This is a genomic window from Nesterenkonia aerolata (assembly GCF_031470965.1).
GTDB classification, from domain to species: Bacteria; Actinomycetota; Actinomycetes; order Actinomycetales; family Micrococcaceae; genus Nesterenkonia; species Nesterenkonia aerolata.
Genome location: NZ_JAVKGR010000001.1, coordinates 517,590 through 541,726, shown reverse-complemented (window position 1 = coordinate 541,726; position 24,137 = coordinate 517,590). Strand labels below are relative to the sequence as shown.

Below are 24,137 nucleotides of genomic sequence, written 5' to 3'. Positions count from 1 at the left end.
GCCGAAAACAGACCGACACGCCGCAGAAATCGGGGACTCGATGTGCGGGGCGAGGCTCAGGGCGCCTGTGGGACCGGACGGTTCGGCGACGACGCCCGGGTGTCGAACCGTGTGCTGGCCAGTCGACGCTCAGTCAGGGTGACGAGGTCCAGGACGTCGGGGCACAGGTAGGCGCGCAGGCCTCGACCGATGGAGGCTGTGGTGAGGATGTCAGCACCGTGCAGCGATTCCAACGCCTTCGAGGCGGCGTTCATCGACACACCGTGGATGCGCCGCACGCTCGTGGGGGTGAGGACGGGAGTGCCGGGAAGGCCGTCAATGATGGCGCGGACCGCGGAGTCGCTGCGAAGCGCGCGCCGACGACCGCTCTCCCCGCGGTGATGCTGGATTCTGGCGAACCAGTCCTCGTGCAGCTCGCCGACCTCGTCCACGAGTGTGGACGCTTGATTCGCTGCGTCGATGACCGCACCGGCGAACACGGCGATCCACGTTTGCCGGGCACGGTGCGCCGTCTCGGAGTCCGGTGTGGCGTCGTGCCGGAACGCGGTGAGGCCCTCGATGTAGCGGGTGTCGAACGTGGCCAGCACCAGGCTGACCGGGAGGATGGAGGCCTGAGTCAGTCCGCGTCGAGTGAGCACTGTGTGGATCAACGCACGACCGACCCGGCCGTTGCCGTCAGCGAAAGGGTGGATCGTCTCGAACTGGGCGTGGACCAGGGCGGCCTGGACGATCGGAGAATGGGCCGCCCCGTTCATGTAGTCCACGAGGTCCTCCATCGCTGAGGGCACGTCCTGAGGTGCTGGCGGCACGAACTCGGCCTCCAGCGGGTGGTAGGCAGAGCCGCCGACCCAGTTCTGCGTGCGTCTGAGGCCGTGCAGGCGGGGAGTGTCGGTGAGCAGCGAACGCTGCAGCGCTACGAGCTGATCGACGACGACATGCTCTGCCGCGGCGATCGCCGCGGAGGCCTGAGCCACGACTGTCATGTTCTGTGCGACCAGACGCGCTGCCTGGCTCACGCCAGAGACCGATTCGTGCAGGCCGAGTTCGGCCAGCGCGGCCTGCTTGGGGCTGGGCGCGATGCCTTCGATCCTGGAAGAGGCGATGGCTTCGGACCGCAGAAGGAGCCGTGCCAGCGGAACCAGTCCGGTGAAGCTCCTACGATCGAGCTCTCGGACTGCCTGCTCGGCCCGGGCGAGAGTCGCGTCGACCTCAGGATCTAAGCGCAGCGAGGAGCCACTGAGCGGATCCGGTCGGTAGGAGGAGTAGTTCCCTGACTTCCGGGCGCTCCTGGGTAGTCCGGAACCCTCCACCGGATCCCAGTGATGCGGTGTCCACCCGGCCATGTGTAGTCTCCAAAGATGTTCTCCGAGGGGCTTTGAATACACTTTAGCCTCTAAAGTTCATCGGAGGCCGGTGAGACGGTGAGGATGCGGTTAACCGTTCATCCATCGAGTCCCCGATTTCTGCGGCGTGTCGAGCCGAAAACAGGCCGACACGCCGCAGAAATCGGGGACTCGATGCGCGGGGCGGCCGCAACGCGGGGTCATCAGTCGTAGCAAACTGTCATGTTCTTTGGTGCGGGCTCCCAGCTCGGTGTGACATGGGCAGATGATCATCACCGGCCTCATCCTCGGCACCGTATTGGGCTTCGTCTTTCAACGTGGCCGTTTCTGCGTGACCGGGGCCTTCCGCGACCTGTTCACCATCAAGAGCACCCGGTGGTTCACCGCGTTCATGGTGATCGTCGCCGTCCAGTCCATCGGCGTCTTCGCTCTCGATGCGCTCGGGGTCATCCAGCTCGACGGCGGCACCTTCCCGTGGCTGGGTACCATCATCGGCGGGTTCATCTTCGGTTTCGCGATCATCCTGGCCGGCGGCTGCGCCACCGGTACCTACTACCGTGCCGGTGAGGGGCTCGTCGGCTCCTGGTTCGCGCTGATCTTCTACATCGCCGGCGCCGCCGCCTTCCGCTTCGGGCCGCTGAGCGGGACCACTGACGCGGTGCGTTCAGTGGAGATCCAGAACGGCACCCTGCAGGACGCGCTCGGCGTCACCCCGTGGATCCTGGTGATCCTGTTGGTTGCAGGAGTGGGGGTCGCGGTGCTGCGCCAGCTCAACCGCGAACGCCAGATCACCAAGGTTCAGCTGCCGGCGATGAAGACCGGCATCGCCCACGTGCTCACGGAGAAGACCTGGCACCCGTTCGTCACTGCCGCGATCATCGGGATCATCGCCATCGCCGCCTGGCCGCTCTCCTGGGCCACCGGGCGCGAGTCCGGCCTGGGCATCACCGGACCCTCTGCGCATATCGGCGTCTTCCTCGGCACCGGTGACATGGCGCTTGTGGACTGGGGCATGATGCTGGTGCTGGGGCTGCTGATCGGCTCGTTCATCGCGGCGAAGGCCTCCGGTGAGTTCAAGATCCGTGTGCCTGACGCCCGCACTACCGTGCGCTCGATCATCGGAGGCCTTGGCATGGGCTGGGGCGCGGCCTGGGCCGGCGGATGCACGATCGGCAACGCCATGGTCAACACCGCCACCTTCAGCTTCCAGGGCTGGACGGCGCTGCTGTTCATGATTCTGGGCACCGGTGTGGCCGCCAAGATCTTCATCATGGGGCATAAGCGTGAGGGAGCGACGGCGACGCCGAAGCTCACCACCGTCTCCTGAGCCGCGCGCAGACACTTCATCTCCGACATCAGACTGACGACGCCGCCGGCCGGCGGCAAGGAGGATCGACTATGACACAGCATGTACTCGAGACCGACGGACAGGTCTGCCCCTTCCCGCTGGTGGAGGCCAAACAGGCGATGGAGCAGATCGCGACCGGCGACGAGCTCATCATCAACTTCGACTGCACCCAGGGCACCGACTCGATCCCGCAGTGGGCCGCGGAGAACGGCTACCCGGTGACTGACTTCTCCAAGCGCGGCGCCGCCGAGTGGAGTATTACCGTCAAGAAGGCCTGAGGGTAGCTCGCTGAAAAGCGGGTGATAAGGGGCGGGGAGCGCAGCGCTTCCCGCCCCTTTCTTGTGCCCACTGTCTCTCCGCAGGAAAAGTGTGACCAGTTTCACTGTCGCCTATTGACCCGGGATGTCATGGCCCCTTACATTCAATGCAACAGAGTTGCAGATATTGCAACTCAATGCACTGAGGGGCATCACCATGACAGCCAACGACACCGATGGAGTACTCCCGAAGCACGCTGTACGACCGTCTTCGGGAGGTCTGGGTACGGAACCTTCACCGAACACTGCTGGTCTGAAACCGATTGACCGTAATCTTCGCCGAAAGGTCGTGACTGCGACGTTCATCGGTAACTTCGTCGAGTGGTTCGACTACGCGGTCTATGGCTACTTGGCCGCTTCCATCGCCGTCGTCTTCTTTCCCTCGGGAAACCCCACAGCACAGTTGCTCGGCGCCTGGGGTGTATTCGCTGTATCCTTCATTGTCCGACCCCTCGGTGGCTTCTTCTGGGGGTGGCTGGGCGACCGTTATGGACGGAAGACTGCCCTGTCTTGGTCGATCCTGTTGATGTCCATTGCGACCTTCTGCATCGGGCTGCTTCCCGGATACGCGACGGTCGGGATTTTGGCACCGCTTCTGCTCCTGCTGGTCCGTGTGGTGCAGGGCTTCTCCGCGGCGGGAGAGTACGCCGGGGCTTCTGCCTTCCTCGTCGAATACGCGCCCAAAGGACGTCGAGGGCTCTACGCCGCGGTGGTGCCGGCATCTACCTCGACGGGGCTACTGTTCGGCTTGTTGTTCGTCACAGTGCTCACTGCAGTGATGGGTCAGGGAGTAGTTGACGATTGGGCATGGCGCATTCCGTTCTTCCTGGCAGCGCCGCTCGGGCTGATCGGACATTACATCCGCACTCGGCTCGAAGATACTCCGGCATTCGCTGAACTGGAGGAGCAGGACGAGGTCATCAAAGCCCCATGGAAGAACCTCTTCGTTGAGCACTGGCGATTGCTCCTGCAGTGTCTCGGTGCTGCGCTGCTCAACGCGGTGGCCTTCTACGTGCTCCTCAGCTATATGCCGAACTACCTCGAATCGCAGCTGAACCTGTCTGCAGGCCAAGCCAACACGATGACGTCGATCTCGTTGCTTACCTATATCGGATTTATTCTCCTGACTGGTTCGCTCTCCGATCGTCTAGGGCGACGTCGGGTGTTGCTCTCGGCATCTGTGACCATGTTCCTTCTGGCTATTCCGGCTTTCATGCTCCTGGATGAGGGGTTCATCCTCGGCACGATCGTGTTGGTCATTATGGGTGCAACACTCACGCTCAATGACGGTGTACTTCCCAGCTTCCTCTCCGAACAGTTCCCGACGAAGATCAGGTACTCAGGCTTCGCCGTATCGTTCAACACCGCCAACGCACTGTTCGGAGGAACGGCGGCGTTCTTCGCCACGCTCCTCATCTCCACCACCGGTTCTACGCTCGCGCCCGCATGGATGCTCATGGCTGCAGCTGCGGTGGCATTCGTCTCAGTGCTGTTGGCTCGCGAGACTTCCCATGAGGAGCTGCGGTGAGGCGTTCGAAGTCTCCCATTCCCGGTCCCGTTCTATCCGGTCGGCCTGCTGATTTCCGTGAACACTGACGATGAAGGAGAAAGTCCATGTCTTCACACACTGCTGAATCCATCACTGATCTGGAGCGGCTCAAGACGCTTCACAACGGTGAGAAACAGCCTCTGACGTTCTCCGACGTGGAGTTCGAGCGACGACTCGCGGGTTTGCGTCGCATTATGGTTCAGGAGGAGTTCGATGCGGTCATTCTGACCAGCTATCAGAACATCAAGTATTATTCGGACTTCCTTTTCACCTATTTCGGGCGTTCTTACGCTCTGGTCGTGACGCCGGATGAGACTGTGACGGTCACCGCCAACATCGACGCTGGGATGCCATGGCGCACCAGTTACGGGGAGAACGTCGTTTATACCGATTGGCGTCGGGACAACTTCTACTATGCGTTGCAGGAGGTTCTACGGAAGCGAGGTGTCACGCCCCGCCGTCTCGGAGTTGAAGATGACACACTCCCTCTGCTTTTGCGCCGACGATTCCAGGATGCATTCCCGCACGCTGAACTGCTGGACGTCTCGCAGGCGGCTATGAAGCAGAGGATGGTGAAGTCCGAGGAGGAGATCGCGGTGATCCGTGAGGGTGCACGCATCGGTGACTTGGGCGGTGAGGCCGTGCGGGGCGCCATTCGTGAGGGAGTCATGGAGTACGAGGTCGCGCTCGTCGGGGTGGAGGCGATGACACATGAGATCGCCAGGACGTTCCCCGATCAGGAGATCCGCGACACCTGGGTCTGGTTCCAATCCGGAATCAACACTGACGGGGCTCATAACTGGGCTACTACCCGACGGCTGCGCCATGGTGACATCCTGTCGCTCAACTGTTTCCCGATGACCTCCGGGTACTACACCGCACTGGAGCGGACGCTGTTCCTCGGTGAACCGGACACGAGGAACCTCGAACTGTGGAACGTCAATGTTGAGGTTCACCGCAGAGGCCTCGAACTGATCCGTCCCGGGGCGGTCTGTTCCGAAATCGCGGCTGAGCTCAATGAGATCTACGTTCGGCATGGGCTGCTGGCGCAGCGGACCTTCGGCTACGGTCATTCTTTCGGTGTCCTGTCCCACTACTACGGACGGGAAGCAGGTCTGGAACTCCGGGAGGACATCGATACCGTCTTGGAACCGGGCATGGTCGTCTCGATGGAGCCGATGATCACTGTGCCGGAGGGCGAACCCGGGGCCGGCGGCTACCGAGAGCATGACATTCTCGTCGTCACCGAAGATGCTGCGGAGAACATCACTGGATTCGGGTTTGGCCCGGAGCACAACATCCTGTCGCGCTGAATGCCTCCTAGGTGAGCGTTGAGGTCTGTGTGGTCCACGCTCGTCGTCTGCCCAGGATGAGTCCGTCCGGGGTCCGGATAGAGTGCGGCTATGACATATGACCGTGGTTCCGGGCGGGATCGTCGACAGACTGGAAAAGGGAGGACTGACGTCGGGGGTTCTTCGACAATCAGTCACGCGATGGCGGTGCTGCGAACCTTCACCCCGGAATCCCCGTCGCGGGGAGTCACGGAGATTGCTGCTGAAGTCGGGCTCCATAAGTCCTCCGTGTCACGAATTCTCGCGGCGTTGGAGCGTGAGGAGGTGGTGGAACAGGATTCGGAGACCCGGCGTTTCCGTCTGGGCCTGGGTCTGATCGCCGTCGCGGGTCCGCTCTTGGCCGACCTCGATGTGAGGCGGGCTGCGCATCCTGTGATGCTGGAATTGGCAGAGCAGGTGGGTGAGACTGTGGCCCTCAGCGTGTGGGATGGGCGTGCCGCGGTGACGGTCGAGCAGATTCCCAGCTCGGCGCACGTCAAGCACACTTCTGCGCTCGGGAGCCGTTACTACTCGACCGCCGACTCGACGATCCAGAGCTTTCTCGCTCACGGAGCGGCTGATCCTCAGGTCCTGCTCGACTCCACAGCACTCGAAGTGTCGCCCGCCATGCCGCGCGGTGACTTCATGGTCCGACTTAGTGAGGTGCGGAGTCGGGGAGTTTCGGTTAACCGCGCTGAGACTGCTGCTCATGAGGTGGGAATCTCCGCGCCGGTATTCGATCACACCGGTGCTGTCACCGCGGTGCTGTTGATTGCGGCGCCTTCGTACCGCATCGATAACGAGGTGTGTCATCGCCTCGAAGGGGAGTGTCGCCGTTCTGCGGAGCAGATCAGTGCGCGGCTCGGTTACGTAGAGAGTCGCTGAGTTACTGCGTAGGGGAGTTTGGTAAGGCTATACTCACTCTGTTCCGAAAGTCGGATGTGATGTGTCCCACCTGGGCCTGCGGGTCAGTGGCGGCATGCCGTCGGCTTCACCGCATGACAGAGGACGCCCGTGACCATAGAGACCCCGGAGGCCACCGCCACGGCCGACCCCAGGGATCCGCGCCGTGCGGCCTCAGTGCCGCGCCGGGCCGGGGTGATCCTCGCAGGGCTCATCATCCTCGCCGCCCTGGCCTGGGCCAGCCTGTTCGTCGGCTCCGGTGACATCTCCGCCGCGCGCACGCTGGAGATCCTGGCTGCCTGGACTCGCGGTGAACTCCCCGCCGGTGAGCGCGGCACCGCCGAGCTGATCATCCTCGAACGTCGCCTGCCCCGCACCATCCTGGCTATCCTCGTCGGCGCCGCGCTGGGCGTCTCCGGCACGCTGATGCAGGCCCTGACCCGCAACCCGCTCGCCGATCCGGGGCTGCTCGGCGTCAACGCCGGCGCCTACACCGCCGTGGTCCTCGGCTCAGCGACGATGGGCATCACCATCGGCACCGCCCACGTCTGGCTGGCTCTCGGCGGGGCGCTGATCACCGCGGTCGTCGTCTACGGCATCGGCACTTCGGGGCGGCTCGGCGGCTCCCCGGTCAAGCTCGTGCTCACCGGAGTCGCCCTCGGCGCGGTGCTCTCCGGGCTCAGCCACGGGATCACCCTGGCCATGCCGGAGGTCTTCGACAAGGTCCGTTTCTGGTCAGCCGGCTCCCTGCAGGGCCGCACCTTCGACGAAGTCACTGCCGTACTCCCCTTCCTCGCCGTCGGCGCCGTGTTCGCAGTGCTGCTGCCCGCCGCGCTCAATGCCTTGGCCTTGGGCGACGACGCCGCTGTCGCGCTCGGCGCACGCCCCACACTGACCCGCCTCCTCGGCCTCGCCGCGGTCACCCTGCTCTGCGGCGCCGCTACCGCCGCGGCCGGACCGCTATCCTTCATCGGGCTCATCGTCCCCCACGCGTTGCGCATGCTGCTGGGTCCGGACCACCGGTGGCTGGTCCCGATGAGCCTGCTCGCCGCCCCCATCCTCATGCTCGCCGCCGATGAGCTCGCCCGCCTCGCCGTCGCCGCCGAGCTGCCCACCGGGGTGGTCACCGCGTTCCTCGGCGCCCCGGTGCTCATCACCCTCACCCGGCGCAAGGGGGTGCGCGAACTGTGACCACCGCTCTGACCGGATCAGAACCCACGACGCCGACGTCGGCGCCCCGGCTCTTCCGCCGCGGCACCGCGGTGCTGCGCGTGGGCTCGCTCAGCCTCCGCGTCGACGCCCGGACCCTCATCGTCACCGCCGTGCTCACCCTCACCGCCCTGGCTCTGGCCTGGTGGGGCCTGAACTCGGGGACCTCCCAGATGACCACCGCCGACACCGTCGACGCCCTGCTCGGCCGTGCCGACGAAGGCACCGCCCGCGTCATTCTGGATTGGCGGCTGCCGCGCGTGGTGTTCACCCTCCTCGGCGGTGCAGCACTGGCCCTGGCCGGGGCAGTGTTCCAGTCCAGTACCCGCAACCCGCTGGGCAGCCCGGACATCATCGGTTTCTCCACCGGGGCCTACACCGGTGCGCTGATCGTCGCCCTCGCGGGATTCACCGGCCTGCTGGCCACTCCGCTCGGCGCGATCGCCGGCGGGCTGGGCACCGGGGCGGCGGTCTACCTGCTGGCCCGCCGCGGCGGGCTCAACGGCGGCGGCCTCTCCGGGATGCGGATCATCGTCGTCGGCATCGGGGTGAGCATCCTGCTCGGTTCGGTGAACACATATCTGATCACCACGATGGACCTGGAAGCCGCGATGTCCGTGGCCACCTGGGGTGCCGGTTCGGTCAATGAGATCAGCTGGTCTCATGTGTGGCCGTTGGCCGTCGCCCTCGGGGTGCTCGGGCCGCTGATGCTCGCCCACGGCCGAGAGATGACGCTGATGGAGATGGGCGATGATTCCGCCCACGGCCTCGGGATCCGGCTGGAGCGGGTCCGGCTGATCATGTTCGCCGCCGGGATCATCCTGGTCTCTGCCGTCACTGCTGCGGCCGGCCCCATCGCGTTCGTCGCGCTGGTGGCCCCGCAGCTGGCTCTGCGCCTGACCAGGTCCGGCACGGTCAGCCTCATCCCCGCCGCTGCGATGGGTGCCGCGCTGCTCACCGGCGCGGACCTGCTCGCCCGCTGGGAGGCGATCCCCGCCGACCTGCCCGTCGGAGTGGTCACCCTGTGCCTCGGCGGGGCCTACCTGGTGTGGCTGCTCACCACTATGGGACGGAGGACTTCATGACCCACTCTGCCGACGCCGCTCTTGCGGGGACCGGCACCTCACGGCTGCGCGCGGAGTCCCTGCATGCCGGGTACGAGGGCCGCCCGGTACTCGCCGATCTCTCCGTGGAGATCCCCGACGGCTCCTTCACCGTGATCCTCGGCCCCAACGCCTGCGGCAAATCCACACTGCTGCGCAGCCTGGTCCGGCTGATCCGGCCCAGTGCGGGTTCGGTGATCCTCGATGGCGCCGCCGTGGCCTCGATCCCCACCAAGCAGCTCGCCCGTACCGTCGGGCTGCTGCCCCAGTCCTCCCAGGCACCTGAGGGCATCACCGTCGCCGACCTCGTCTCCCGGGGTCGGCATCCGCACCAGTCCCTGCTGCGCCGCTGGTCCACCGGGGATGAGGACGCCGTGCGTCAGGCCCTGGCGGACACCGGGATGGCGGAACTGGCCTCTCGGTCGGTGGACGAGCTCTCCGGCGGGCAGCGTCAGCGCGCCTGGATTGCCATGGCCCTGGCCCAGCAGACCCCGCTGCTGCTGCTTGACGAGCCCACCACCTTCCTCGACATCGCCCACCAGATCGAGGTGCTGGAGCTGTGCACTCGGCTGCGCCGCAGCGGCCGCACCCTGGTCGCGGTGCTCCACGATCTCAACCAGGCGCTGCGCTACGCCACGCACATCGTGGCCATGCACGACGGGCAGATCGTCGCTCAGGGGGCTCCCCAGGAAGTCGGCACGGCGGTGCTGGTCGAGAAGGTCTACGGGGTCTCCGCGCGGATCATCGAAGATCCCGAGTCCGGCCGCCCTCTGGTCATTCCCCGAGCGCCTTCATCGGCCGACTGAGGCCCCGACGCACCGAGAGCGGTGCCGTCCGTATCCATCTACACGCTTCACCTCTATCCATCACTTCACCCCTATTCACAAGGAGAACCCCTGATGCGCAAGACCCCTATCGCCCTGACTGCCTCCCTCACCGCTCTGGCCCTCGGGCTGAGTGCCTGCGGTGGAGGCGGCGACGATGAGGACAGCTCCGAGGAATCGTCAGAAGCTGTCACCGTCGAACACAACCTGGGGACCACGGAGATCCCCGCTGCTGAGGACGGCGAGCTCGACATCGTCGCCCTCGGCTGGTCCGATGCCGAGGTCGCCCTGGCCCTGGGCCACGAGCCCATCGCCGTGATGGACTGGCTGGGCTTCGGCGAGGAGAACCACGGGGTCGGCCCGTGGGCGGCGGATCTGGTCGAAGGCGAGCCCACTGTCATCGAACGCGCTGACGGTGAGATCGACTACGAGGAGATCCAGGCGTTGAACCCGGACCTCATCCTCAACGTCAACTCCGACTACGACGAGGCCACCTACGAGCGGCTCTCCGAGATCGCCCCGACCGTCGCCGGACCTGAGGGCGCGGAGAACTTCAATCCGGGCTGGGAGAACCAGACCGAGCTGATCGCCCAGGCTCTCGGTGAGGCGGAGGCCGGTGAGGAATTGGTCGCTGAGACGCAGGACCGTATCGAGGAGGTGGCCAGCGAGCACTCGGACTTCGAGGGCGTGGAGGCCGTCACCGGGTCCAAGTTCGGGGAGGCCTACGGACTCTCGGCCTCCGGTGACCTGCGCTGGGACCTCATGGAGGACCTCGGATTCACCATGTACGGCCCGGCCGCCGATCTCGCGCCGGAGGATGACTTCTACGCCGACGTCTCCCAGGAGCAGGTGGATGTCTTCGACGCCGAGGTCGCTGTGCTCTTCCCGATCGGTTATACGCTGGAGGACCTGGAGGACGACGATCTGCTCAGCTCGCTGGATGTGGTCTCTGAGGACCGTGCCGTGCTGCTGGACCCGGAGGAAGACCTCGTCCAGGCCTTCTCCGCGGGCAGCCCGCTGTCCATCGAAGTGGTCCTCGATGAGCTGCCGGACCGCCTGCAGGAGGCCGTGGACAATGGACAGGAGTGAACTGCTTGAAAGGCCGTGAGAATCGATGAGGGCCTTCGACGTCCGTGTGTCCCGGGTCCGGCGGCTGAGTCCGCATTTTGTGCGGTTCACGTTTGTCGGCGATTCGCTGCGTCGCTTCGACCCGACCGGCTTGGACCAGCGGATCAAACTGATCTTCCCGTTGGAGGACGGCAGCTTCACCGATGTGGGGCTCTTCGATGAGCCTGCACCGGAGATGATGGCCTGGTACACCCGTTGGCGTGAGCTGCCCGATGAGCTGCGCAACCCGATCCGGACGTACACGGTCCGGCATATCCGCGCTGCGCTGGGGCAGATCGACGTGGACTTCGTGCTCCACGGAGCCGAGCACGGCGGGGCCGACGGGCCGGCGTCGAGCTGGGCCACCGGTGCGGTGCCCGGTGACCGGCTCCTGATCATCGGCCCGGAACGGGAGGCTGGCGCTGAGGTGGACGCTGACGGCTGCACTGTGGCTGATTCGGTGGTCGCCGTCCCCGGCCGCGGGGTGGAGTGGTCTCCCGGCTCTGCCCGGGAGCTGCTGATCGTTGCCGATGAGACGGCGGTCCCTGCCGCGGCTGCGGTGCTCGAGTCATTGGGCTCGGAATACACCGGGGAGGCGTTCTTCGAGGTGCCGACTGCCGGTGATGTCCTGGAGGTGCGTACCGAGTCGGCAGTGCAGATCCGTTGGCTGTCCCGGGACGGCGGCACCTGGGGCGCACAGCTGGACCCGGCGGTCCGTGACTGGGGACGGCGGCGTGTTCATGGCCCGGCGGGTGCCGGTGCTGCTGAATCTGGAGCTGCCGGCTCTGGTGCCACCGTGGCAGCTGAGCCGGGGCAGGAGCTGCCGGAGCTCCCTGAGCACGAGGGTCAGACCGTGCTGTGGGAGGTGGCCGAGTCCCAGTCCCCGCCGAGCACGTCGGGGGAGGGCGCGGGGTACTACGCCTGGCTGGCTGGTGAGGCCGGTGCGATCACGGCGCTGCGGCGTCACCTGGTCAAGGAGCTCGGCATCAGCCGCAAGCGGGTGTCCTTCATGGGGTACTGGCGTCACGGCCGCCCCGGTGCCTGAGCTCATCACCCGCATCGAGTCCCCGATTCCTGCCGCGTGTCGAGCCTGAAACGGCCGAGACTGTGACTGAAAGAGGGGACTCGATGCAGGGGCAGGGGGCGCGTGGGAGACTAGGGGGCATGTCGACATCGCAGAGCCGCCCCCAGGTCCAGCCCCAGGCCGAAGGGTGGAAACAGGCACTCGACGCCGAGGGCCGCCCGAAGCTGCAATTCGCCCAGTCCCGCCGGGTGTCTCAGCCGCCGAAGCACCTGGCTGACCTGAGCCTGGATGAGCGGGTGGAGTGGGTCAAGGAACTGGGTCACCAGGGATTCCGCGCCAAGCAGCTCTCGGTGCACTACTTCTCCCACTACACCTCGGACCCGGCCGAGATGACGGACCTGCCGGCCGATTCGCGGGAGGAGATGGTCGCCGAGCTGCTGCCGCCGCTGCTCACTGAGGTCCGCCGACTGCGCACTGACGACGGCGCCACGATCAAGTTCCTGTGGCGGCTCTTCGACGGCGCGCTCGTCGAGTCGGTGCTCATGCGCTACCGCAACCGCATCACCCTGTGCATCTCCTCCCAGTGCGGCTGCGGGATGAACTGTCCCTTCTGCGCCACCGGGCAGAACGGGCTCACCCGCAATATGTCCACTGCGGAGATCGTCGATCAGATCGTGCGGGCCAACCGCGTCATCGCCGCCGGGGAACTGGACGCCCCCTCAGCGGAAGAGATCGCGGAGGAGAAGGACCACGCGGGCCTGGGAGAGGAGGCCGACGAGGCCGCCTCACCGCCGGCCGCTGCCTCAGCATCGGGCCCGCAGCGGGTCTCGAACATCGTGTTCATGGGCATGGGAGAGCCGCTGGCCAACTATAAGCGGGTGATGAACGCGATCCGTCGGATGGTGGACCCGGCACCCGAGGGGCTGGGGATGAGTGCCCGGGGGATCACCGTGTCCACCGTCGGGCTGGTGCCCGCGATCCGTAAGCTTGCCGCAGAGGACCTCCCGCTGACCTTCGCACTGAGCCTGCACGCTCCGGACGACGAGCTGCGCGATGAGCTCATCCCGGTGAACTCGCGGTGGAAGGCCGACGAGGCCATTGACGCCGCCTACGAGTACTTCGTCAAGACTGGGCGACGGGTATCGATCGAGTATGCGCTCATCAAAGACATGAACGATCACCCATGGCGAGCTGACCTGCTGGCGGAGAAGCTCAACGCCCGCGGCCGCGGCTGGGTCCACGTGAACCCGATCCCGCTGAACCCGACCCCCGGCTCCATCTGGACATCTTCGGAGCCCGAGGTGATGGCGGAGTTCCTGCGTCGCCTGGAAGCCAAAGGGGTGCCCACGACGCTGCGCGACACCCGAGGCAAAGAGATCGACGGTGCCTGCGGACAGCTGGCCGCCGCCGAGGACTGACTCTGCCCGATCACCCCGTCCTCATGCGGTGGGGCAGAGGCGCACGCGGACCACGGTGGCGCTAAGGTGTGGCCATGAGCCCGATCATGCGCCCCACAGTGATGTCCCGTGCGATGCGCCTCGGCGCCCGTGGTCTGGGCCGTGTGCCGGCCCGGCTGCGCCGTCGCCTGGTGGGAACGCCGGTGGAGGTCGACGGGCAGCGGCTGGACCCTGATGTGCAACTGGTGCTCGCCGTGCTCAACGCCACCGGCGACACCTTCGAGACGAAACCCCTGGACGAGAGCCGCGACGAGCTGGACCAGGAGGCCTGGGCGTTCGGAGTCTTTCCGAAACTGGCTCTCGTGGAGGACCTGCTGCTCGACGTCGGCGATCATCGTGTGCCGGTGCGCCGGTATCGCCGCGACGGCCCGCAGGGTACAACGCCAGCTCCCGGCACCGTGCTCTACTTCCACGGCGGCGGCTGGGTGCTGGGCGGTCTGCTCAGTGCTGACTCTGTGTGCCGGCTCATCGCCCGGCGGACGGGGCTCGAAGTGGTCTCCGTGGACTACCGCTTAGCACCGGAGCATCCTTTCCCGGCGGCGGCCGATGATGCCGTCGCCGTCTTCCGTCACCTGCGTGATCACCCGGAGCTGCTCCACGCCGCACCCGGGCGGATCGCGGTGGCGGGGGAGTCGGCCGGGGGCAATCTGACCTGCGTCGTGGCCCAGCAGTGCGCCCGGGACTCGGCCGGTGGCCCTGTCTTCGCCTGTCCGATCTTCCCGGTGACGGACCTGTCGGTGAAGCGGCCCTCCTATGAGCTCTTCGGGGAGGGGTATTTCCTCTCTGAGGTGCAGATGGACTGGTACCGGGAGCGGTACTTGAGCGCTGACGCCGAGGAGGCGGCGCGGCTGGCCCAGGACCCGCGAGTCTCGCCGATCCTCACCGAAGACCTCACGGGTCTGTGCCCGCACCATGTGGTCGTCGCCGGATTCGATGTGCTGCGTGATGAGGGCCTGGAGTACGCGGACCGTCTCCGTGCTGCTGCCGTACCTACCCAGGTGACCCTCCACGAGGGCTTCATCCATGCCTTCGTCAATGCCGGCGCATTGGGGGAGGTCATCGTGGACAAGGTCCACGCCGTGGCAGATTCCCTCCTTGAGGGTGTCTCCGGATGACCGGAGAGGCTCACTGACTCGTGGGCCACGTAGGGTGGGGCCATGAGTTCGACGACGCGCAGCCTCCGCCCCTCCCGCCGCTCGGAGATTCCCGGCTTCCAGGTGATGGATGTGCTCGCGCGCATCGAAGAGCTGCGCGCACAGGGCCGGGACATCGTCTCGCTCACCGCCGGTGAGCCGGGCTCCGGAGCACCACCGGCGGTCAACGACGCCGCCGCGCGCATCCATGCGGAGCAGACCGTGCTCAACTACAGCCCCGGTCTGGGTATTCGGCCCCTGCGCGAGGCCATCGCCGCACACGCACAACGCTGGTATGGCGTCGACGTTTCCGCTGACCGGGTCGCGGTGACCACCGGCTCCTCCGGAGCGTTCATGCTCACCTTCCTGGCGGCCTTCGACGCCGGTGACCGTGTCGCTCTCGCCCGCCCCGGCTACCCGGCGTATCGGAACATCCTCACCAGCCTGGGTGTCGAGGTGGTGGATCTTCCCTGTGGCCCTGACGTGCGCTTCCAGCCCACAGTGGAGCTGCTTCAGCGCACGGTGGCGGAAACCGGTCCGCTCGACGGGCTCATCCTCGCCTCGCCGGCCAACCCGACCGGCACGATGATCCCCGAGGACCAGATGGCGGCGCTGACCCGCTGGTGCCGTACCCATGCAGTGCGGCTGATCAGCGATGAGATCTACCACGGCATCACCGACGGCACCGTTTCGGTCAGCGCTCTGCAGCACAGCGACGATGCCGTCGTCGTCTCCTCGTTCTCCAAGTATTGGGGGATGCCCGGTTGGCGCCTGGGCTGGGCTGTGCTGCCGGAGGATCTCATCGGCCCGGTTGCCCGACTCGGTGGGAACCTGGCTTTGTGCGCGCCGCACGGTTCTCAGTTGGCCGCCGTGGAGGCATTCTCTGCTAGCGCGTTGGACTTCGCCCAGTCTCAGGTCGCCGAGTATGCGCGTGCCCGGACGAGGGTCCTGGATGCTTTGGAGCAGCTGGGCTGGTCTGATGCGGCCCCTGCCGATGGTGCGTTCTACGTCTACGCGCGTATCGGAGAGCATCTTCAGCAGTTCGGCGATGCCAGTGCCTATTGCCGGGCGCTGCTGGAGGAGGCCGGCGTCGCGATGGTGCCCGGGACGGATTTCGATCCCGTGGACGGCCACGAGTGGGTCCGGCTCTCTCTGGCGCCAGGACCGGCGCAGGTGGCTGAGGGTCTGGAGCGGATTCTGTCCTTCCATCAGAGGGCCCGTGCGTTGACCTCCTGACCAGTGAGACCTCACCAGTCCTCGTCCTGCTCGGCGCGACGCCGGTAACCCCGCAGAACCCATGCCACAGCGAGGACTCCGAGCACCGCGCCGATGGCCCCGCCCACTGCCATGCCGAGTCCTGCCACTTCCTGCAGTCCGTCGGTGACGAATGTGAACTTCACCGTCAACGGCAGCAGTCCCTGACCCTGCGCCACGGTGTAGCCCATAGCCAGGCAGGCCAAACCGAGGATCGCACCAACGTAGATCGCCGACCCCAGACGATGCCTGGTATTCCGGGAGAGCAGCTCGAAGGTGTCAACACCACGGCGCTTGCAGTACCAGAAGATCCCATAGGAGGGCAGCATCGCGATGAGGATCAGCGTCAGCGGCAACACGATGGACCCGGCCAGCGCAGAGACGAATGCCCCGAGCACACAGACGTGCATCGTTAGTGTGGCGGCGAATGCTCCGGCCTCACCGTAGACCGCGCGCTCGCGCTCGTCCCCGGCTGATGCTCCGTCGACGTCGGCTATCCGTTCGGCCCCGCGATCAAGGAGTGTCTTCCTGGTCATCGTGTGCCTCTTTCAGTGTTCTCACGTGCCTGATCGATGCTCTGAGCTCTCCAGCTGATGGCCGAAGAGAGACTCGACAGTGGCCCCCAGCTCCCGTGCGAGACGCAGTGCAAGGAAGACGGAAGGGGCATAGTCACCCTGCTCCACGGCGACGATGGTCTGCCGACTCACGCCCACGGCGGAGGCGAGCTGAGCCTGGGTCAGCCGCAGTGATCGCCGCAGATCCCGGATGGGATGTGCAGTGGGAACAGTGTCGACATCAGCCATGCAAGAAGTCAACTACTCTTGACATGAATTGTCAAGAGTAGTTGACATAGAAGGGCGGTGAATGTGCTGGGACGGCAGTGCTGAGAGTATGGAGGCAGAAGATGTCCCGGGCCTGCCGGACAGCAGTCCTGAGGTGCCACTGAAAGTAGGGAGCAGATGATGAGCGAGCCGATCCGCGTCGCCCGCGTCGAAGATATCGAGGAAGGGGAGGCGCTGCTGCTGACCCCGGAGGTCACTGGAGCCGAGGTAGCCATCTCGGTGTTCCACGCCGAGGACGGCGCCTTCTACGCCCTCGACGACGAATGCACCCACGGTGCCGCCTCACTCTCCGAAGGCCTCATCGAGGAGGACACGGTGGAGTGCCCGAAGCATGCCGCAGCCTTCTGCCTGCGTGACGGCCGGGCGCTGAGCCTGCCGGCCACAGTGGACACTCGGACGCATCAGGTCGAGGTCCGCGACGGCGAGATCTACCTGCGCCCCGGAGTCCCGGCCGAGGCATGAGCATCGAGAGCATCATCGTCATCGGCGGTGGACCTGCGGGTTTCGCTGTGGTGCAGCGGCTCAGGCGTGGATTCTTCGAGGGGGCGGTCACCCTGATCGATCCCGGGGGCGTGCCCTATGATCGTCCGCCGCTGAGCAAGGAATACCTGGCGGGGAGTACGGGACGTGAGGGTATCGCCTTCGAACCGCGCGAGTGGTTCGCCGAGAACGAGGTGGAGCTGCTCGTCGATCGGGTCACGTCCATCACTGCTGACACCGGGGAGGTCATTCTGGGCTCCGGCGGTACGCGGCGTGCTGATCGTCTGGTGCTGGCGACCGGAGGAACAGCAGCGCTGCCGCTGATTCCGGGACTGGCGCAAGCCGCTGAAGCCGGAACGGCCATGACTTTACGCACGGTGCAGGACGCGGACCGGCTGCGGGAGCACCTGTGCACCGGGCATCGTCTGGCTGTCATCGGCGCCGGGCTCATCGGCGCAGAAACCGCCTCCACCGCCCGGGAACTAGGCACGGAGGTGATCCTCATCGATCCGGTGGATCCGCCACTCGCCGCCGCCGTCGGGGAGGCCTTGGCGCGTAGGCTCCACGGCCTGCATGCCGAGCATGGGGTGCAGGTGCGTACCGCCGCCGTCGCCGAGTTTCAGCTCCGTGGGACATCCGCAGCAGCTGGGGAAGACGGCGCCGTGTCCAGCGCCGAGCACAGCCCTGACGCCGCCCGGGCCTGGCTGCGTATTCTGCTCGACGACGGCTCCGAGCTTGACGCCGATGCCGCCCTGATCGGGACCGGTATGATCCCGCAGACCCCCCTCGCTCAGGAGGCCGGGCTGGAGGTCGACGGCGGTATCGTCGTCGATGAGGCCTTCCGCACGGCACACCCGGCGGTGTACGCCGTCGGTGACGCCGCTCGCGTTCGGACCTCTGACGCGGTGCTGCAGCCCCGCGCCGAACACTGGGAGCACGCTGTGCTCTCCGGCGGTGCGGCCGGTGCGGCGCTGCTGGCCGAGGCCGGACCATCCTCCGGCCCGGAACCGGTGGAGGCACCCTGGTTCTGGTCCGACCGCTACGGCGTCCACGTCGAAGCCGTCGGATCGATGACCGCCCCCGGGCAGACGGTCACCCGGATGTTGGACGGTGAACCGGGTGTCTCCTTCCGGCTCGACGAGGACTCGCGTGTGATCGGCTGCGCGGCGATCGATGCCTCCCAAGCGGTCCGGGTGGCCCGTCGGCTCATCGCCCGTGGAACGGTGGTGGACCCTGCGGACCTCGCCGACCCGGAGGTGCCGTTCAAACAGCTGATGCGCCGCCGCTGAGCACAGCGGACGGAACCATGCAGCGGCTGAGACCCTCAGCGGCGGGCATGCTCACCTGCCAGCTGCGCGGCGAGTCCCGTGTATTTCGCCGGCGTCAGCTCACGCAGCCGGGATGAGGCCTGCTCGGAGAGGCCGAGCCCATCGACGAATTCGCGCAGCTTCTGCTGATCCACTCGCCGGCCCCGGGTCAGTTCCTTGAGCCTTTCATAGGGACTGTCCATCCCCGGAGTGCCGGCGATCGCCTCGGCGCGCATCACCGTCTGGATCGCCTCACCCAGCACCTCCCAGTTCGCATCGAGGTCCGCAGCGATCACGTCTTCGGCCACATCCAACTGCCGCAGTCCCTTGGTCACGTTGTTCAGCGCCAATATCGAGTGGCCCAGGGCGGTGCCGATATTGCGCTGACCGGAGGAATCGGTGAGGTCACGCTGCCAGCGGGACTCCACCAGAGTGGAGGCCAGCACGTCGAGCAGCGCATTGGAGACCTCCAGGTTCGCCTCGGCGTTCTCGAAGCGGATCGGGTTGACCTTATGCGGCATCGTCGAGGATCCGGTGGCCCCGGCGACGGGGATCTGCCGGAAGAATCCGATGGAGATATAGCTCCAGATATCCACACAGAGCCCGTGGAGGATCCGGTTGAACCGCGCGATGTCCGCGTAGAGCTCCGCCTGCCAGTCATGGGATTCGATCTGCGTGGTCAGCGGATTGAACGTCAAGCCCAGCCTCTGCACGAACCGCTCGGCGATGCCCGGCCAGTCCGCAGTCGGTGCCGCGGCCAGGTGGGCCGCGTAGGTGCCGGTGGCGCCGTTGATCTTCCCCAGATACTCCTGGGCCTCGATGCGGCGCATCTGCCGAGACAGCCGGTGCACGAACACCGCGATCTCTTTGCCCAGAGTGCTCGGCGTGGCCGGCTGGCCGTGCGTCCGCGAGAGCATCGGCACCTCGGCAGCGGCCTCCGCCAAGGCGGAGAGCCCGTCGAGAGCCGTCCGGGCGGCCGGCAGCCAGACCTGTTCGACGGCGTCGCGGATACCCACGGCATAGCTGAGGTTATTGATGTCCTCGGAGGTGCAGGCGAAATGCACCAGCGGCGTCAGCTCGCCCAATCCCAGCCCCTGGAGACGGCGGGCGATGAAGTACTCCACGGCTTTGACGTCGTGGACGGTCTCGGCCTCGATCTCCGCCAGTTCAGCGATCTCCTCTGCCCCGAATTCGGAGACGATGCCCCGCAGCTCGTCGATCTGCTCGGCGGACAGCGGCGGCAGCCCGTCCAGGACCTGTTCAACGCAGAGGTGGATGAACCACTCGATCTCCACGTGGACACGATTGCGGTTCAGCGCGGCCTCGGAGAGATGGTCCACCAGGGGTGCGGCGTCCCTGCGGTACCGGCCGTCCAGTGCACCGAGCGCGATCTGCGGCTCGACGTCGGCCAGCCGGACGCGCAGCTGCTCTGAGGACACGGCAGGTGCGGACGTCTCGGCGGAGGGCATGGGTGCGGCGTCGAAAGAGGTATGAGATGCGGCCATGAGTTCGATTCTGTCATGAGCGTGCGCGGAGATTTCCCGCTGCTGCCGCGCTGCGGGTTCCTCCACAGCCGCTGGTGCACGCCGACGCCACGCCCGGTTGTCCACAGCTCAGATCGTCCAGGAGCCATGGGCGGATCCAGGCGCCTACGCTCGTGCCGTCATCACCTGCGCCGTCGCTACCTGCACCATCGAGGGCCAGTATCGAGCACCCGGCATCCGCGGCCCCGGTGAGCCGCCATCTGCCTCAGGAGGTCAAGACTATGAGCTACGTCGCCGCGAACCTGGAGTCCAGTGCGGATAATGCGGAGCGTACGGCGGCGGCTCTGCGTCAGGCGGCAGGCCACAGCGGCGGCATCATCAGCCAGCTCCATGCCGCTCGAGAGGTGACATGGGAATCACCGGCGGCCTTCGCCTTTCGTGGCTACGTCGACCTCCTCACTGCCGAAGTGCTGCTGAACCGTCACGATGCGGAGTCGGTGGCGGATGACCTGCTCGCCGCCGCAGCGGATATGCGCCAATGGGCGGCCACCGCACGCATGCTCAGCGCCGCTTTGGACGGGCTCTCCGCCGAGGACCTTCCGCACAACGCCCTGGTGGATCGTGCGCGGGCCTCACTGGAGGATCCGGCCTCGTTCGTCCGGTTCCTCACCGACGGCGGTCTCTCGACTCTCCCCGCCCTGCTGCGTTAGAAAGCCGCTCCTCCGGCACTTGCCGTACTGCCCTGTCAACCACCATCCCCTCTTCAGGAGCCCACCCATGACTGAGCTGACGTCCAGCGCATCGCAGACTCCCGGTGCCGATGATTTCGAGGAGTTCCCCACTCAGGTCAAAGGTGGCGGCAACTGGTTCCAGGTCGGACTGGATTCCTTGGCCGGGACGGCCGAGGAGGTCGCCGTCGCCACTGAGCTCTCCAACGAACAGCGCCAGATGTTCGCCGCAGCGGGCATCGAGCACCTCACTGCCGGGGTGCCGACGCTGCATCCGCGGATCCTCAGCGCCGGCACCACCTTTGCCGGACTGCATTCCAGGATGGCCTCCTCCCAGCTAGCGAACCGGGTCTTCGCCACGACGACACGTCAGGTCTATGAGGGCTATCGCGCCGGTGAGGAGGCGGTGCTGGGGTTGTTCGAGGGAGCGGTGCGGCTGGGAGCCTTCTTCTTCCACCTTTCGCAGTTTCCCGGCGCCCGTGACTCCTTGGAGTTCGTCGACCAGGCCTACGGCGCCTTGCCGAGTGCGTTCCGGCTCTTCACGCTCATCGGCACCCGCGGGGCGGCCGGGTTCGGTCGGGGCGGTCAGGTGCTGATGGGATGGTCATTGCTGCAGACCCACGGACCGGATCTGCGTCAGCCGGGTCAGATCTGGTCAGAGGTGGTGGCCATGGACGTCGGTGATCCGGTCGACGCCGGCGTCCATCGCGGTGACGGCACTGCCACCGGCTACTTGGAGACCGTGGGCGAGGCCGGAGGGGACATCGTCGTCTCCACGGTGACCGATGATGACGGATCGGTCCGCCACATGGTCCACCTGCACGGGCTCGATCTCGATCCGAGCGAGTTCTCGGCGGAGAACCTGGCCGACGGGCGCGGCGTCCTCGCCGGCTGGGATGCGATGGGGGAGGACTCCACCGTCCATTCCCAGGCGGTGATGGCGGCTCTGGATGCTGCCGGGGCCAACGAAGGGGAGGAGGTCTTCGTCTCCGGCTACAGCCTCGGCGGGAAGCAGGCCGCTGACCTCGCCGCGAATGAGGCGTTCAACCAACGCTATGAGCTGGGCGGGGTGATGACCCTCGGAGCCCCGCACAGCCAGCGCACCCTGCCGTTCGGTGTCCCGGTGACCCATTTCCAGGACAGGAACGACCCGGTGCCGCGGCTGACGGCCGAACGGGGGAGGGTCAGCTCAGAGCGCACCACGGTGGAGTACAACCGCACCCCTGATGAGCGTCATGGGTTCACCGTCTTCGGGGACAACCACCCGTTCCAGCACAATCTTGAGGCGATCCGCTCGCTGGAACATCCGGACAACGATGCCTTGGACGAGGAGCATCGCGCTACTCTGGACGCCTTCGCCCAGGCCAATGACGGAGAGGTGGAGACCCGCACCTTCACCGGTTCCTGGCGCCACGACCTGAATCCGGACGCGATCGAGGCGCTGGAGCAGCAGGCGCGTGATCTCAGCGACAGTGTCGAATCCGGTGTGGAGCGCGGTATGGAGCTGGCCGAGGAATCCGCCGATGAGATCGCCGAGACCCTCATCGAGAGTCAGCGGTTCAGCGTGCCCCCAGTCCCCGGCGCTGAGCCCGCACCGATCCCCGGAACCGGGCACGCACCGATCCCGGATGGGGGTTCGGTGCCTCTGCCGGTGACGCCGGCACCGTCAGATGCCACGGAGATCCCTGTGGTCCCTCCGGGGTCAGGCTCCGGAGCGCATATGCCCGTGGTCCCGTCGGCGCCGTGGGAGGAGCCAGAGCAGCTGCTCAGCGAGTCCGAGGAGCAGCTGAGGCGGTGACCAGGAACCTGCCCAGCACTGCGGAGACCAGGGCCACGATGAGCGCGCCGAGCACGGCATCCCAGAAGAAGCTGTGGACGAAGAACTCCACCCCGAACAGCCCGGAGAACAGGTCGGTCAGCCAGGCGGTGAGCATCAGCATCGCGGCGTTGATCACCACCGCGAACAGGCCCAGCGTCAGGCAGGTGATGGGCATCGCCACAAAGGAGAGGAGGGGTTTGATCACCGCATTGACCACCCCGAAGACCGCGCCGACGAAGAGGTACGCCAGCACAACTCCCCCTGACGTGTCGGCACCGGTCATCCCGATGCCGGGGATCAGCCACGCGGCCGCGCCGAGGGCCAGGGCGTTCAGAACAGTCGCAAGTAGGATTCTCACAGAGCCATCATCTCACCGGCGAGATGAGAGAACACTGAGAGGATCCCGTCCATGACCGATCAGGAGCCTGGCCTGACCCGCCCCATCGGTGCCACGGTGACGCCCCGCCCGGCCATTGCGGCGCTGCCGCAGTACGCCGCCGGGCGACCTCCGCAGCCCGCCGACGGGCTCACCCCCTATAAGCTCTCCTCCAACGAGAACCCCTACGGCCCGGTCGATGCAGCACGGCAGGCCTACCGCAGCGTCGACGCACTCGGCCGCTACCCGGACCCCACCGCACAGACCCTGCGCACTACGCTCGCGGAGGTCTTCGACGTCCCGGCGGAGGACATCGTCACCGGCACCGGCAGCCTCGGTGCCCTGACCCAACTGATCAGCTGCTTCGCCGGCACCGGGCCGGACGGCACCGTCGATGAGGTCATCTACCCGTGGCGGTCCTTCGAGGCCTATCCCATCGTGGTGCGCACCGCCGGGGCCCAGGATGTCCAGGTTCTTGTCGATTCCGAAGGTCGTCACGATCTCGAGGCCATGCTCGCCGCCATCACCGACCGCACCACCGTGATCCTGTTGTGCACCCCCAATAACCCGACCGGCCCGGCGCTCAGTCATCAAGAGGTCAGCGACTTCCTCGCCCGGGTGCCGCGTGACATCGTCGTCGTGATCGATGAGGCCTATATCGAATTCATCCGTGCAGAGGGCGCGGTGGATGCCCTGGCGCTCTACCGCCACCACCCTAATGTGGCGGTGCTGCGGACCTTCTCCAAAGCCCATGCGCTGGCCTCGCTGCGGGTCGGATATGTGATCTCTCAGCAGGAGATCATCGGGCCGATGCGGGCCGCCGCGCCGCCCTTCTCCGTCTCCGCCGCAGCCGAGGCGGCGGCAGTCGCTTCCCTGGGCCATCTGGACGAGATCCAGATCACAGTGCAGAATCTTGTATACGAACGACAAAGAGTCCGTGAGGCGCTGCTCGAGGCTGGTTGGGATGTCCCGGCCGCCGAAGGGAACTTCGTCTGGCTGCCGTTGGGGGAGCATTCCACCGATTTCGCGCACCAGGCGGGGGTTCTCGCGCTCTCCGTGCGGGCCTTCGACGGCGAAGGCGTACGGGTGAGCATCGGCGAGACCGAGGCCAATGACCGGCTGATCGAGTTGTGCCGGTCCTACAGTCTCCGCGGCTGATCCCGCTGGGAGAATGAATCGGTGGACCCACAAGGTCCCAC

Annotated in this window: 23 protein-coding genes; 18 read left to right on the top strand and 5 right to left on the bottom strand. The window is 66.3% G+C overall.

Features of this window, described 5'->3' with window-relative positions:
• Positions 1-56 precede the first annotated feature (56 nt).
• Positions 57-1,343, bottom strand: a complete 1,287-nt coding sequence (locus tag RIL96_RS02450) for a Fic family protein (RefSeq protein WP_310547400.1) — start codon at positions 1,341-1,343, stop codon at positions 57-59.
• A 265-nt stretch (positions 1,344-1,608) separates the two neighbouring features.
• Here RIL96_RS02450 and RIL96_RS02445 point away from each other — a divergent pair, with 265 nt between their 5' ends.
• From RIL96_RS02445 to RIL96_RS02385, 13 genes are all read left to right on the top strand, one after another.
• Positions 1,609-2,670, top strand: coding sequence for a YeeE/YedE thiosulfate transporter family protein (locus RIL96_RS02445; protein WP_310547399.1), 1,062 nt, complete (start codon positions 1,609-1,611; stop codon positions 2,668-2,670).
• 71 nt (positions 2,671-2,741) lie between these two features.
• Complete coding sequence (locus tag RIL96_RS02440) at positions 2,742-2,969, top strand: sulfurtransferase TusA family protein (protein WP_310547398.1); 228 nt, start codon at positions 2,742-2,744, stop codon at positions 2,967-2,969.
• 196 nt (positions 2,970-3,165) lie between these two features.
• Complete coding sequence (locus RIL96_RS02435; RefSeq protein WP_374761831.1) at positions 3,166-4,536, top strand: MFS transporter; 1,371 nt, start codon at positions 3,166-3,168, stop codon at positions 4,534-4,536.
• 86 nt (positions 4,537-4,622) lie between these two features.
• The gene (locus RIL96_RS02430) at positions 4,623-5,870 is read left to right on the top strand and encodes an aminopeptidase P family protein (RefSeq protein WP_310547396.1); all 1,248 of its coding nucleotides are present in this window, start codon (positions 4,623-4,625) and stop codon (positions 5,868-5,870) included.
• Between the two features lie 180 nt (positions 5,871-6,050).
• Positions 6,051-6,773, top strand: coding sequence for an IclR family transcriptional regulator (locus RIL96_RS02425; protein ID WP_310547395.1), 723 nt, complete (start codon positions 6,051-6,053; stop codon positions 6,771-6,773).
• A gap of 129 nt (positions 6,774-6,902) precedes the next feature.
• Complete coding sequence (locus tag RIL96_RS02420; RefSeq protein ID WP_310547394.1) at positions 6,903-7,982, top strand: FecCD family ABC transporter permease; 1,080 nt, start codon at positions 6,903-6,905, stop codon at positions 7,980-7,982.
• Entirely contained in the window at positions 7,979-9,085 is a 1,107-nt protein-coding gene (locus tag RIL96_RS02415) for a FecCD family ABC transporter permease (protein ID WP_310547393.1), read from the top strand. The genes RIL96_RS02420 and RIL96_RS02415 overlap by 4 nt, the downstream gene beginning before the upstream one ends.
• Positions 9,082-9,909 (top strand): ABC transporter ATP-binding protein, encoded by an 828-nt coding sequence (locus RIL96_RS02410; protein ID WP_310547392.1) that lies wholly within the window; start codon positions 9,082-9,084, stop codon positions 9,907-9,909. The genes RIL96_RS02415 and RIL96_RS02410 overlap by 4 nt, the downstream gene beginning before the upstream one ends.
• A gap of 93 nt (positions 9,910-10,002) precedes the next feature.
• On the top strand, positions 10,003-11,016 hold the full coding sequence (locus RIL96_RS02405) for an ABC transporter substrate-binding protein (RefSeq protein ID WP_310547391.1): 1,014 nt from the start codon (positions 10,003-10,005) through the stop codon (positions 11,014-11,016).
• A gap of 25 nt (positions 11,017-11,041) precedes the next feature.
• Positions 11,042-12,079, top strand: a complete 1,038-nt coding sequence (locus RIL96_RS02400; RefSeq protein ID WP_310547390.1) for a siderophore-interacting protein — start codon at positions 11,042-11,044, stop codon at positions 12,077-12,079.
• Between the two features lie 119 nt (positions 12,080-12,198).
• Entirely contained in the window at positions 12,199-13,476 is a 1,278-nt protein-coding gene (gene rlmN, locus RIL96_RS02395) for a radical SAM protein (protein WP_310547389.1), read from the top strand.
• A gap of 74 nt (positions 13,477-13,550) precedes the next feature.
• A complete protein-coding gene (locus RIL96_RS02390) occupies positions 13,551-14,630 on the top strand; it encodes an alpha/beta hydrolase (RefSeq protein ID WP_310547388.1) in 1,080 nt (359 codons plus the stop codon).
• 42 nt (positions 14,631-14,672) lie between these two features.
• A complete protein-coding gene (locus tag RIL96_RS02385; RefSeq protein ID WP_310547387.1) occupies positions 14,673-15,884 on the top strand; it encodes a pyridoxal phosphate-dependent aminotransferase in 1,212 nt (403 codons plus the stop codon).
• A gap of 11 nt (positions 15,885-15,895) precedes the next feature.
• On the opposite strand, the gene RIL96_RS02380 is transcribed toward RIL96_RS02385, so the two are convergent.
• Together RIL96_RS02380 and RIL96_RS02375 are read right to left on the bottom strand one after the other, a co-directional pair.
• Positions 15,896-16,438, bottom strand: coding sequence for a hypothetical protein (locus tag RIL96_RS02380; RefSeq protein WP_310547386.1), 543 nt, complete (start codon positions 16,436-16,438; stop codon positions 15,896-15,898).
• Positions 16,439-16,459: 21 nt separating this feature from the next.
• Positions 16,460-16,705: a helix-turn-helix transcriptional regulator gene (locus tag RIL96_RS02375; protein ID WP_310547385.1), complete on the bottom strand. Its 246-nt coding sequence runs from the start codon at positions 16,703-16,705 to the stop codon at positions 16,460-16,462.
• Positions 16,706-16,864: 159 nt separating this feature from the next.
• Between RIL96_RS02375 and RIL96_RS02370 the strand changes: the two genes are divergently transcribed.
• Both RIL96_RS02370 and RIL96_RS02365 read left to right on the top strand, forming a co-directional pair.
• Positions 16,865-17,206, top strand: coding sequence for a bifunctional 3-phenylpropionate/cinnamic acid dioxygenase ferredoxin subunit (locus RIL96_RS02370; RefSeq protein WP_310547384.1), 342 nt, complete (start codon positions 16,865-16,867; stop codon positions 17,204-17,206).
• Positions 17,203-18,513, top strand: a complete 1,311-nt coding sequence (locus RIL96_RS02365) for an NAD(P)/FAD-dependent oxidoreductase (RefSeq protein WP_310547383.1) — start codon at positions 17,203-17,205, stop codon at positions 18,511-18,513. The genes RIL96_RS02370 and RIL96_RS02365 overlap by 4 nt, the downstream gene beginning before the upstream one ends.
• 35 nt (positions 18,514-18,548) lie before the next feature.
• On the opposite strand, the gene purB is transcribed toward RIL96_RS02365, so the two are convergent.
• Positions 18,549-20,000 (bottom strand): adenylosuccinate lyase, encoded by a 1,452-nt coding sequence (gene purB / locus RIL96_RS02360; protein WP_310547443.1) that lies wholly within the window; start codon positions 19,998-20,000, stop codon positions 18,549-18,551.
• Between the two features lie 296 nt (positions 20,001-20,296).
• Between purB and RIL96_RS02355 the strand changes: the two genes are divergently transcribed.
• Together RIL96_RS02355 and RIL96_RS02350 are read left to right on the top strand one after the other, a co-directional pair.
• On the top strand, positions 20,297-20,725 hold the full coding sequence (locus tag RIL96_RS02355; protein WP_310547382.1) for a hypothetical protein: 429 nt from the start codon (positions 20,297-20,299) through the stop codon (positions 20,723-20,725).
• A gap of 67 nt (positions 20,726-20,792) precedes the next feature.
• Complete coding sequence (locus RIL96_RS02350) at positions 20,793-22,541, top strand: hypothetical protein (protein WP_310547381.1); 1,749 nt, start codon at positions 20,793-20,795, stop codon at positions 22,539-22,541.
• Here RIL96_RS02350 and RIL96_RS02345 read toward each other — a convergent pair.
• On the bottom strand, positions 22,510-22,920 hold the full coding sequence (locus tag RIL96_RS02345) for a phage holin family protein (protein WP_310547380.1): 411 nt from the start codon (positions 22,918-22,920) through the stop codon (positions 22,510-22,512). The genes RIL96_RS02350 and RIL96_RS02345 overlap by 32 nt on opposite strands.
• A gap of 51 nt (positions 22,921-22,971) precedes the next feature.
• On the opposite strand from RIL96_RS02345, the gene RIL96_RS02340 reads away from it, so the two are divergent.
• Positions 22,972-24,096 carry a histidinol-phosphate transaminase gene (locus RIL96_RS02340; protein WP_310547379.1) on the top strand — a complete coding sequence of 375 codons (1,125 nt, stop codon included), beginning with the start codon at positions 22,972-22,974 and terminating at the stop codon, positions 24,094-24,096.
• The last annotated feature ends 41 nt before the right edge of the window (positions 24,097-24,137 follow it).

Excerpts from the sequence above, each read along its gene's own strand:
- RIL96_RS02445 (WP_310547399.1), top strand. The coding sequence starts at position 1,609 with ATGATCATCACCGGCCTCATCCTCGGCACCGTATTGGGCTTCGTCTTT.
- RIL96_RS02425 (WP_310547395.1), top strand. The coding sequence starts at position 6,051 with ATGGCGGTGCTGCGAACCTTCACCCCGGAATCCCCGTCGCGGGGAGTC.
- RIL96_RS02400 (WP_310547390.1), top strand. The coding sequence starts at position 11,042 with ATGAGGGCCTTCGACGTCCGTGTGTCCCGGGTCCGGCGGCTGAGTCCG.
- RIL96_RS02385 (WP_310547387.1), top strand. The coding sequence starts at position 14,673 with ATGAGTTCGACGACGCGCAGCCTCCGCCCCTCCCGCCGCTCGGAGATT.
- RIL96_RS02430 (WP_310547396.1), top strand. The coding sequence starts at position 4,623 with ATGTCTTCACACACTGCTGAATCCATCACTGATCTGGAGCGGCTCAAG.
- RIL96_RS02365 (WP_310547383.1), top strand. The coding sequence starts at position 17,203 with ATGAGCATCGAGAGCATCATCGTCATCGGCGGTGGACCTGCGGGTTTC.
- RIL96_RS02355 (WP_310547382.1), top strand. The coding sequence starts at position 20,297 with ATGAGCTACGTCGCCGCGAACCTGGAGTCCAGTGCGGATAATGCGGAG.
- RIL96_RS02380 (WP_310547386.1), bottom strand. The coding sequence starts at position 16,438 with ATGACCAGGAAGACACTCCTTGATCGCGGGGCCGAACGGATAGCCGAC.
- RIL96_RS02370 (WP_310547384.1), top strand. The coding sequence starts at position 16,865 with ATGAGCGAGCCGATCCGCGTCGCCCGCGTCGAAGATATCGAGGAAGGG.
- RIL96_RS02410 (WP_310547392.1), top strand. The coding sequence starts at position 9,082 with ATGACCCACTCTGCCGACGCCGCTCTTGCGGGGACCGGCACCTCACGG.
- RIL96_RS02435 (WP_374761831.1), top strand. The coding sequence starts at position 3,166 with ATGACAGCCAACGACACCGATGGAGTACTCCCGAAGCACGCTGTACGA.
- RIL96_RS02375 (WP_310547385.1), bottom strand. The coding sequence starts at position 16,705 with ATGGCTGATGTCGACACTGTTCCCACTGCACATCCCATCCGGGATCTG.
- RIL96_RS02350 (WP_310547381.1), top strand. The coding sequence starts at position 20,793 with ATGACTGAGCTGACGTCCAGCGCATCGCAGACTCCCGGTGCCGATGAT.
- RIL96_RS02390 (WP_310547388.1), top strand. The coding sequence starts at position 13,551 with ATGAGCCCGATCATGCGCCCCACAGTGATGTCCCGTGCGATGCGCCTC.
- RIL96_RS02450 (WP_310547400.1), bottom strand. The coding sequence starts at position 1,343 with ATGGCCGGGTGGACACCGCATCACTGGGATCCGGTGGAGGGTTCCGGA.
- RIL96_RS02405 (WP_310547391.1), top strand. The coding sequence starts at position 10,003 with ATGCGCAAGACCCCTATCGCCCTGACTGCCTCCCTCACCGCTCTGGCC.
- RIL96_RS02440 (WP_310547398.1), top strand. The coding sequence starts at position 2,742 with ATGACACAGCATGTACTCGAGACCGACGGACAGGTCTGCCCCTTCCCG.
- RIL96_RS02340 (WP_310547379.1), top strand. The coding sequence starts at position 22,972 with ATGACCGATCAGGAGCCTGGCCTGACCCGCCCCATCGGTGCCACGGTG.
- purB (WP_310547443.1), bottom strand. The coding sequence starts at position 20,000 with ATGCCCTCCGCCGAGACGTCCGCACCTGCCGTGTCCTCAGAGCAGCTG.
- rlmN (WP_310547389.1), top strand. The coding sequence starts at position 12,199 with ATGTCGACATCGCAGAGCCGCCCCCAGGTCCAGCCCCAGGCCGAAGGG.